The following is a 9338-nucleotide window of genomic DNA, read 5'->3' as shown; positions in this document are numbered from 1 at the left end:
TGTTGCCGGACGATTTGTTGCGTTTCCGTCCTTCCACGTTTTCGTTCCTTCTACTGTTGTTTGACCTACCTTTGTATTTGTAATGTCATAACCTTTTACCTCGGATTTATATCCATCTACCGATTGTTCTTTCACTGTATAGATGTAAGCTACCCCATTTGTATCGTATGCTTGGAGTTTTTCAAATGTATACTTCCAGTTTGTTGCCGCTGTTGCTTCTTTTGTGTCTACTACTTTACCGTTTTGTAGTAAATCTACTTTAACTGAGCTTGGGCGATCTGTTGCGTTGTTATCGTTCCAGGTCTTTGTTCCTTCTACTTTCGTTTCGCCTACTTTTGTATTCGTAATGTCATAACCGCTTACGCTAGATTGATATCCCACTACTAGTTGTTCTTTCACTTCATACTGATAAGCTATTCCATTCGCATCGTATGCTTCTAAATCTGCAAATATATATTTCCAACCCATTACTGCTAGTACGTCTTGTGTTTTGATCACGTTACCGTTTTGTAGTAAGTCTACTTTGATCATTGCTGGACGGTCTGTTGCATTTCCGTCTTTCCACGTCTTCGTTCCTTCTACTGTCAATTTTGCTACTTTTGTGTTTGTAATGTTGTAGCCATTTACTTCCGATTTATATCCCGCTACCGGATGCTCTTTTACTGTGTACGTATAAGTAACACCATTTGCATCATATTGTGCTAAGTCTACAAATGTATAATTCCAACCGGTTGCTGCTGTTACATCTTGTGTTTGAATTACGTTTCCATTTTGCAATAAGTCTACTTTGATTGTTGTTGGTCGATCTGATGCATTGTTGTCATTCCACGTTTTCGTTCCTGCTACTGTTGTTTTTGCATCTTTTGTATTCGTAATGTCATAACCTTTTACTTCAGATTTATATCCATCCACTGGTTGTTCTTTTACTTCATACTTGTACGCATTGCCTTCGGCATCATATGCCGCTAAGTCTTTGAATCCATATTTCCAACCTGTTGCTTCACTTACTTCTTGCGTCGCAACTACTTGACCATTTTGTAGTAAGTCTACTTTGATTGTTGTCGGACGATTTGTTGCATTTCCGTCCTTCCACGTTTTTGTTCCTTCTACTGTTGTTTGCGCTACTTTTGTATTTGTAATGTCATAACCTTTTACTTCAGATTTATATCCATCCACCGGTTGCTCTTTTACTGTATATGTATAAGCAACACCGCTCGCATCATATGATTCTAAATTTGTAAATGTATATTTCCAACCATTTGCCGCTGTTACGTCCTGTGTTCCGATTACATTGCCATTTTGTAGTAAGTCTACTTTGATCGTTGCCGGACGGTCTGTTGCATTTCCGTCTTTCCACGTCTTCGTTCCTTCTACTGTCATTTTCGCTACTTTTGTATTGGTAATATTGTAGCCATTTACTTCCGATTTGTATCCCGCTACCGGTTTTTCTTTTACTGTATACGTATAAGCAACACCATTTGCATCATATTGTGCTTGGTCTGCAAATGTATAATTCCAACTGCTTGCTGCTGTTACGTCTTGTGTTTGAATTATGTTTCCATTTTGCAATAAGTCTACTTGGATTGAGCTTGGACGATCTGTTGCATTGTTGTCATTCCAATTTTTCGTTCCTGAAACAGATGTTTTTGCATCTTTTGTATTCGTAATGTTGTAGCCATTTACTTCTGATTTGTATCCCGCTACCGGTTTTTCTTTTACTGTATACGTATAAGTATTACCATCATTATCATATGCTGGTAGATCTGCAAACGTATAGTTCCAGTTATTCGCTGCTGATACATCTTGTGTTTTGATTGAATTTCCATTTTGCAGTAACTCTACTTGGATTGAGCTTGGGCGATCTGTTGCATTGTTGTCATTCCAATTTTTCGTTCCTGAAACAGATGTCGTTTTCACTTTATTCGGAATAACAAGCTTTACGCCTTTTTCAGCATTTGCATCAATTGTAAAAGGCACTTTTACTTGAGGATCAAAATCCAAATAGTTTGGACCTGCAATCTCTTGTACATAGTAATTACCTGGGTCTAAATCTGGGACCTCCACCATACCTTGTCCATCCGTTGTATACGTACCGCCAATTTGCTGACCTGACTCTGTATATAAGTTAAATGAAACATTCGGTATAAATTTCGTCTCATCTCCGGCAATGTGCTTCACAATTCTTAACATTCCTTTAGGGGGTAAATCGCCTTGCGCACCGCCGCCTGCATTTATATTATCAGCCCAGGCCTGCTCTGAAAACGTTACTGGTTGCTCATTTGAAATTTGGTAATTAATCGTATAGTTATTGAAAAAAGTTTTTTGCTTCATTCCACTATCAGTTACAGTAGCTGTATATCTTAAAAATAGGTTCTTACCGCTACTCTGCTCTTTATAAAACCTAACTTCGAAAGAATTACCATTAAAGGTAATCGTCCCATAACCCCCATCATTAAATTGTTGAGGTGTTAAATTTTGATTTCCAACACCTATACTAAAACCATCTTGATCCAGCGTTTGTCCCGCCTCTAAAGTATCAGTCAAAACTATATCAGAACTAAATTGTTGCTGGTTATTATTTATAGGTATTTCCCACTTCACTTTAGTTGGAGCATCCGCATCCATTCTACCTGTTTTATAGACAAATGGTGCTGTACCTCCACCACCTTCAGTTGGACCCTTAATTGTGACCCTTTGCGTTTGTAATTGTGTACCTAAGTTTGTATCAACTGTGAGCGTTTGTCCCGTTGCTACATCCTTAGTTGCTTGAACTCCAAAATAAAAATATCCTCTAATATTTTGAAGTTTCTCAACAACATCGCTAAATGTACATATCACATTCGTTGACGTTACTTGACAAGTACCAAAGCTTACACCTGCCTCATTTTTTAAATCAATCGTTCTAGCATAGCCCTGTAATTCGGGTGGTAATGTTAATGTTAGTGTGTCTCCAGCCTTCATTTTATTTCCAGATTTATCACTAAAATCAACTTTTATTCCCGTTCGTTCTCCATAAATTAGATCCGTTTTGTCGAACTTAAATGTATCAACAAATCCTGTTGTATTTAATTCTTGTGCATTTGCTACTATAGGTACCAAACTCTGACCTATCGTCAACATAAACAGCATTAGACTTAAAAAAATCGAAACTACTCTTTTTATCATGTCATTCTCCTATAAATTATATTTAGATGGATTCTAATATGAATATACAATGACAATGACTTAATAGGCTGATGGCATACCGTTTCCTTCAACTGTTATAAACTAAAAAACTTGAAAATAGATTTCTATAAACGATTTCTCTACCCTCCAATAAGCTTCAATTCTTTAATCTAACATTAATTTTACTAAGTTTACTATTTACAAATTTAATAGTTATTGATATCATTGTAACTATTGAAGTTACGTTTATCATCATCCCTATCAAATCTTGAAAGCTTGTATCACATCTACCATCTTATGGATAGCATAAATTTCTGATTAATAATGTTTTCATTTCAATGCTATTATTTTATTCATACTACTTTTCATTATTTTCAGATTCATTGCATCAGTATGTCCCAATTTGATAGAACCTTTTTATTGATTCACAATTTTATTTACCAGAACCTTTTGCCCCCTCCTACAGGCATTACCCCCATGCTCTCATCCATACTATAAAACTATTTGGATACCAAAAATAGTTTCCGTAACTTTTGTAACTGATTTTGTAATTTAAAAAACCAAACATAAATTAATACCTCATTTGGGATAAACTTCTTATTTTATAATCCCTCCTACATACACTCAAATATCATCCTTAAGTGCTTGTGCTAAGCCTCTACCTCATTTTTGATTCATTTAGTAAAAATCACAAACAATTTTGTTTATTCATGTACCTCTTACATATCATTTCTTAGGTTTATAATTAAGTAGTCCTATGCTTTTTAAAAAATGAACAGTAACGTTCACTAATTTGTGTTAGCTTATGAATTTAGAATTTTAATCTACATGACTTATAAACTTCATGGTTAAATCTCACTATACCAAACCTTCAATTAAATTCTCAGCATGACGACTAGATTCATAATTAATTGTAGTTGCTTATTTCTTTATTTGCATGAAACCAAACTTCACATTGCTAGATAGGCACAATGGGCCTCAATTCCCTTTACAAATATTTGTAATAAATATGCACTTAAGTAATTAAAGTGTCATAAGAATAACAGAATACTCACACTCTACTTTTACCAATTAATCACATCTCAGTCACCTCGCTATCTATATCCGATATAATATATAAAATAAAACAAAGAAAGAGTAGTAAGCGTAAATATCAGTCAGATATATACTAGACTGAATTTTCAATATTTTCAGTTTAAATGAGGTTTTTTCAGCTACTCTTTCTTTGTATTATGAGTTTAGCACTAAATATAAAGTATAACAAGACAAAAAAATTCAAATTTCGCGTAATTTCGACATTTTTTCATAAAACAATACCGGTCGTTAATTAACATGGATTTCTATATATATCCATCAAATTAAGAATTTTATGACGCTCTCAAAATAAAAAATTGTACATTTTCATCTTGAGAAGTCATTTTTTATTTTTGGGATATTTTCTTAGCTTGATGGTGATGGAAAGTGACCCCAATTAAGCTAATTCCCCCATTTCGCAGATTTGAGCAAAAACACCCCAATAATATCTTGTTTAAATTGTTTTACTTTAAAATATTTAACTTATTACGCTTCCGTTTATCTTTTCAAAAACATAACTTCGTTTCGAAAGATTTGCAACAGAACTAGAAATATATAGTATCACATCAAAAAATATAAATCTATATTGATTTCTTTTTAAGAATTTATATATAATTATAATGAATATAAATTGAAAGTCAATATCAATTAGATAAGAGGGGGGAATATAGACATGACAAAACATTTAGTCGGAAAGCAAGCCCATGTTTCGAAATGAATGCAGTAATGCCAAATAAAAATGACCAGATTAATAAAATTGGAACCCAAATTAGATTATAAAATCGATTTTGGGTATTGGTAAGAAGTCATTCTATTTAATGCTAAATGAGGACACACGGAATAATAGCAAATTAGGAAATGTAATATGTTCTTGCTTCCATTTCTTATAGTATTTAATAACTTTTGACTTCAATCTGGCTTTGTATAAAGCTTTTCTAACTTGAGAAATAAGCACAGTTACTCCTTTGCTCACAAATTAACTGTATAGCTTCCGATATTCCATTTTTCTACTTAAAAGTTTAAATTGTATAATAATGGAACGATACTTCTCTAGATTCTTGATATTTTTGGTGAATTTGTAACAGAACCTTTAGTTATACGCAATATTCTTTAAATACAATATTTTATCATCTTAGGAGGAAACAGTATGAAAGGCTTAAAGTTTCTTTATAAAACTCCCCTTATATTGACAATGAGTGCAGTGTTAATGGGGTGTAACACAGCAAAACAAGAACAGTCAAACAAGGATACAGCTACACAAGAAAAATCTACGGAAAAAAATACGCAATGGTCATATGAAGGGACTACTGGTCCAGAACACTGGGGAGAATTGAAACCAGAATACAAAATGTGTTTAAATGGGCAAGAACAATCTCCGATAGATATCAAAACGGAACAAATAAAATCATCAGTTGATGATACTAATCATTTGCAAATTAATTATCAACCAATATCATTTTCTATTAAAAATAATGGGCATGGTATTGAGGGGAAAGCAAATAGTTCTGATGATTATCTCACGCTTGGAGAAAGTCGTTACACATTAAAACAATTCCACTTTCATACACCAAGTGAACATCAATTTGAAGGAAAACATGCAGACATGGAACTACATCTGGTCCATCAAAATGATCAAGGTCAGTTAGCAGTAGTAGGTATTATGATAAAAGAGGGACAAATAAACGAAGGTTTTGCAGAAATGTGGGAAAATCTCCCGAACAGCAAAAATACACAGAGTGATGTGCAGCATACCATTGATGTAAAACAGCTTCTTCCTTCAGATCATTCGTCATTCCGTTACATGGGTTCTTTGACAACACCTCCTTGTACAGAAAATGTCCAGTGGATTGTGATGAAACAGACAATAGAGATGTCCAAAAAACAAATTGAAACGTTTCATAAATTATTCCCAACGAATAACCGACCAGTTCAGCCGATTAATGGAAGAGAAGTATCGTAAACATAAGGAATTGTTGGAATATAAAGCAAAATAGTATAGCAAACAAGTGGTTTTGGTATCTAAAACATTCACTTCTAGTCAATTATGTTCCAATTGTGAATATAAAAACAAAGGCGTAAAAAATCTAACCATCCGTGAGTGAGAGTGTCCTTCTTGTGGCACACATCACGATAGAGATCGAAATGCAGTGCTCAATCTTAGAAACGAAGCAATTTGCCTTTTAACCGTAGGAACTACGGGGATAGCCTAACCGTTAGAGTTCTGTACTTAGGAATCTCCCACTTCAAACAGTCCGTAAGGATGTTAAGTGGTGAGTAGTTCAAGAATAATTTCAGTATACACAATGATATTTTTTTTGTACCAGAACGGAAAAAAGCTGCTGTCCTAATGGGACAACAGCTTTTTCATTATGCTACGTCTTCTTTTTGTTCCTTTTGTAGTGTACTATTTTTGTAACCGTAACTGAAATAGACACCAAGTCCAATTACAAGCCATATTGCAAAGCCTATCCATGTTGTTGCTGGGAGTTGTAATGCTAAGTATCCACAGAATAGAACAGCTAAAGCAGGAATCCATGGTACCAAAGGCACTTTAAAAGCGCGCGGTAGTTCTGGTTGTTTTTTACGTAAAATAATTACTCCAATTGATACAACGATGAATGCGAATAATGTACCGATATTCGTTAATTCTGCTAGTTTACTTAAAGGAACAAAACCAGCAAAGAAAGCAACCATAGTGGCAGTAATCCAACTATTGATAACAGGTGTTTTTGTTTTTTTATTTACACGAGAAAGTACTTTTGGTAGTAAGCCATCGCGGCTAATTGCATAAAATAATCGTGTTTGTCCATATAACATAACAAGTAATACAGTTGTAATTCCAGTAATCGCTCCTAAAGAAATGAAACCAGCAACCCAATCTTGTTGAATGTATTGTAGTGCAAATGCAACAGGGTTTTTCACACCTAACTGATCGTAAGGTACAATCCCAGTTAAAACTAATGAAACAACGATATATAGAATCGTACAAATTGTTAAAGAAGCAATAATGCCGATTGGCATGTTACGCTGTGGATTTTTGACTTCTTCAGCAGCTGTTGATACAGCGTCAAATCCGATGTAAGCAAAGAATACAGTTGCAGCCCCAGTTGTTACGCCAGAGAAGCCGAACGGCATAAAGGGTGTCCAGTTTTCAGGCTTTACATAGAAAGCGCCAACGCCGATAAATAGTAAGACAACAAAAAGTTTGATAGCTACCATGATAGCGTTAAAACGCGCTGATTTTTTTGCTCCTCTTGTTAATAACAACGTCATTAGAAAGATGATACAGATTGCTGGTAAGTCTATATATGTTCCCACTTCAGGATTATATGCGCTTGTTAAAGCCGTAGGTAATGTAATCCCAAATCCATTTAATAGACCTTGTAAATACCCTGACCAACCAGATGCAACAGCTGAGGAAGCTAGTCCATATTCTAAAATTAAATCCCAACCTAAAATCCAAGCGATTAATTCTCCAAATGTTGCATAGCTATAAGTATACGCACTACCGGATACCGGTACAGTTGATGAAAATTCAGAATAACATAATGCTGCAAATACACAGGCTAAACCGGATAAAATAAACGACAAAACAAGTGCGGGTCCTGCGTGTTCTGCTGCTGCAACACCGGTAAGAACGAAAATCCCAGTTCCGATGATAGCGCCGACCCCCAGCATAGTAAGATCAAATGCACCGAGTTCTTTTTTTAAAGATGCTCCTTTTTGTTCTGACTGTGCTAATAATGCTGAAATAGATTTTTTTCGAAATAGATTCATATAGATACCTCACCTCTAGTTGTTGTAATATTACGAAAAATAATTTCATTTTGTCGTATAACGTCGAATCTTTGTAGTTCGTATTTTAATTCAAATAAATATTTTTGTGAATTTTTTCAGAAAATTCAACCTTTTGAGAGGACTTTAAATATCTCCTTATTTCCTTTTGGTTATTTCCCATCATTCCAAAAGGTATTAAATATCCAATCTATTACCTGTCGCCCCCCTATAAACCATAATAATTTTAAAATAGTAATCCCAACTGTAATAAAAACAACAAATTAAATTTTTACAAAAGAAAACAACCTGTATAAAAACAGGTTGTTTTCTTTTTATAGGGTAAAACAAAGAAAGAGTGGAAAAAAATGCACAAACTTCTACAGCACAAGAAATAAACTGTTCGGAGAAAACTAAAAATTCTGACATATCACTAGATAAGGGTTTTTGTTTTCTCTTTCTTTGTTGTTATGAGTATAGCACTATAAACGACATAAATCAACAAAAAACCTCATAATTCTTATTTTTTCGACATTTAATCATAATTCCCCCGGTTCTGGTGCAAAAAATCTCTTAAACTTGGATATACTGATACTAGTCTAAAGAAGGTGTGTAATTAGTATGGAAAAGGAAAATGTATTCAAATGGAAGTATTATCAGCCTGATATTATTTTGTTAACGGTAAGAAAGAAGCGAACCCGCTCTATGCTAGGGTTCAAATGTGTTGACACAGCTACATCCATTCTTTCTGGAGTAGAAGCTATGCATATGATTAAAAAAGAACAAATTGATTTACGGGACCAGTCTGTCCAAAACCAGAAAAAATTCATTTATCAATTGTTTGGACTTGCAGCATAAGATACGATTCCGTTAGGAATATATGTGCTGTATTCTCTTTAATTTTATTTTTGCACCAGAACCAAAAATCTTATATATTCTCCCTTAAATCAAAGTGGAAAACATAAGATTTCTTCAGATCATGAAATATACGCTTTTAAATCTCCTTTGTTAACTTTTTGTTACCTTCAGATAAGCTATCTATATGTTAAAATTAATCCGTATCCCACTAATTAATTTAGTTAGTTAGTGAAGTTCTCTCTCAAAGGGCCCCTAGGGAATAGGGGTCCTTTTCATTTTATAAACCTATTATTCTACTTCGTCCCTTTTATCTTTGAACCACCCCCACCTTCACTTCGTTTAGAAGAGGGGGATTCCGGTTCTGGTGCAAAAACTTCAAGGTAATTGCAAGTAATCTCAAAATCTTGGACATACTGATACTATTACTCTAAAAAGGTGTGTGATCGGTATGAAAAAGAAAAATTTGC

At 34.3% G+C, this 9338-nt stretch carries 3 protein-coding genes and 2 pseudogenes; 3 read left to right on the top strand and 2 right to left on the bottom strand.

The window, feature by feature from the left end; genetic code table 11:
- On the bottom strand, nt 1-3165 hold a 3165-nt coding region (locus FT637_RS28795; protein ID WP_193649149.1), incomplete at its 3' end, for a Cna B-type domain-containing protein.
- A 2221-nt stretch (nt 3166-5386) separates the two neighbouring features.
- Between FT637_RS28795 and FT637_RS28790 the strand changes: the two genes are divergently transcribed.
- The gene (locus FT637_RS28790) at nt 5387-6199 is read left to right on the top strand and encodes a carbonic anhydrase (RefSeq protein ID WP_193649148.1); all 813 of its coding nucleotides are present in this window, start codon (nt 5387-5389) and stop codon (nt 6197-6199) included.
- Between the two features lie 10 nt (nt 6200-6209).
- Nucleotides 6210-6449: pseudogene (locus FT637_RS30240) on the top strand (zinc ribbon domain-containing protein); the annotation flags it as partial.
- A 157-nt stretch (nt 6450-6606) separates the two neighbouring features.
- Here FT637_RS30240 and FT637_RS28785 read toward each other — a convergent pair.
- On the bottom strand, nt 6607-8016 hold the full coding sequence (locus FT637_RS28785; protein WP_193649147.1) for an amino acid permease: 1410 nt from the start codon (nt 8014-8016) through the stop codon (nt 6607-6609).
- 684 nt (nt 8017-8700) lie between these two features.
- Between FT637_RS28785 and FT637_RS28780 the strand changes: the two are divergent.
- A pseudogene (locus FT637_RS28780) lies at nt 8701-8871 on the top strand (IS6 family transposase); the annotation flags it as partial.
- Nucleotides 8872-9338: the final 467 nt, after the last annotated feature.

The sequence above is a fragment of the Bacillus cereus genome (assembly GCF_015071065.1).
Classification (GTDB): Bacteria; Bacillota; Bacilli; order Bacillales; family Bacillaceae_G; genus Bacillus_A; species Bacillus_A cereus_BA.
This window is presented reverse-complemented; position numbering and strand designations above follow the sequence as displayed.

Coding starts and splice junctions, on each gene's coding strand:
- FT637_RS28790 (WP_193649148.1), top strand. CDS start 5,387: ATGAAAGGCTTAAAGTTTCTTTATAAAACTCCCCTTATATTGACAATG.
- FT637_RS28785 (WP_193649147.1), bottom strand. CDS start 8,016: ATGAATCTATTTCGAAAAAAATCTATTTCAGCATTATTAGCACAGTCA.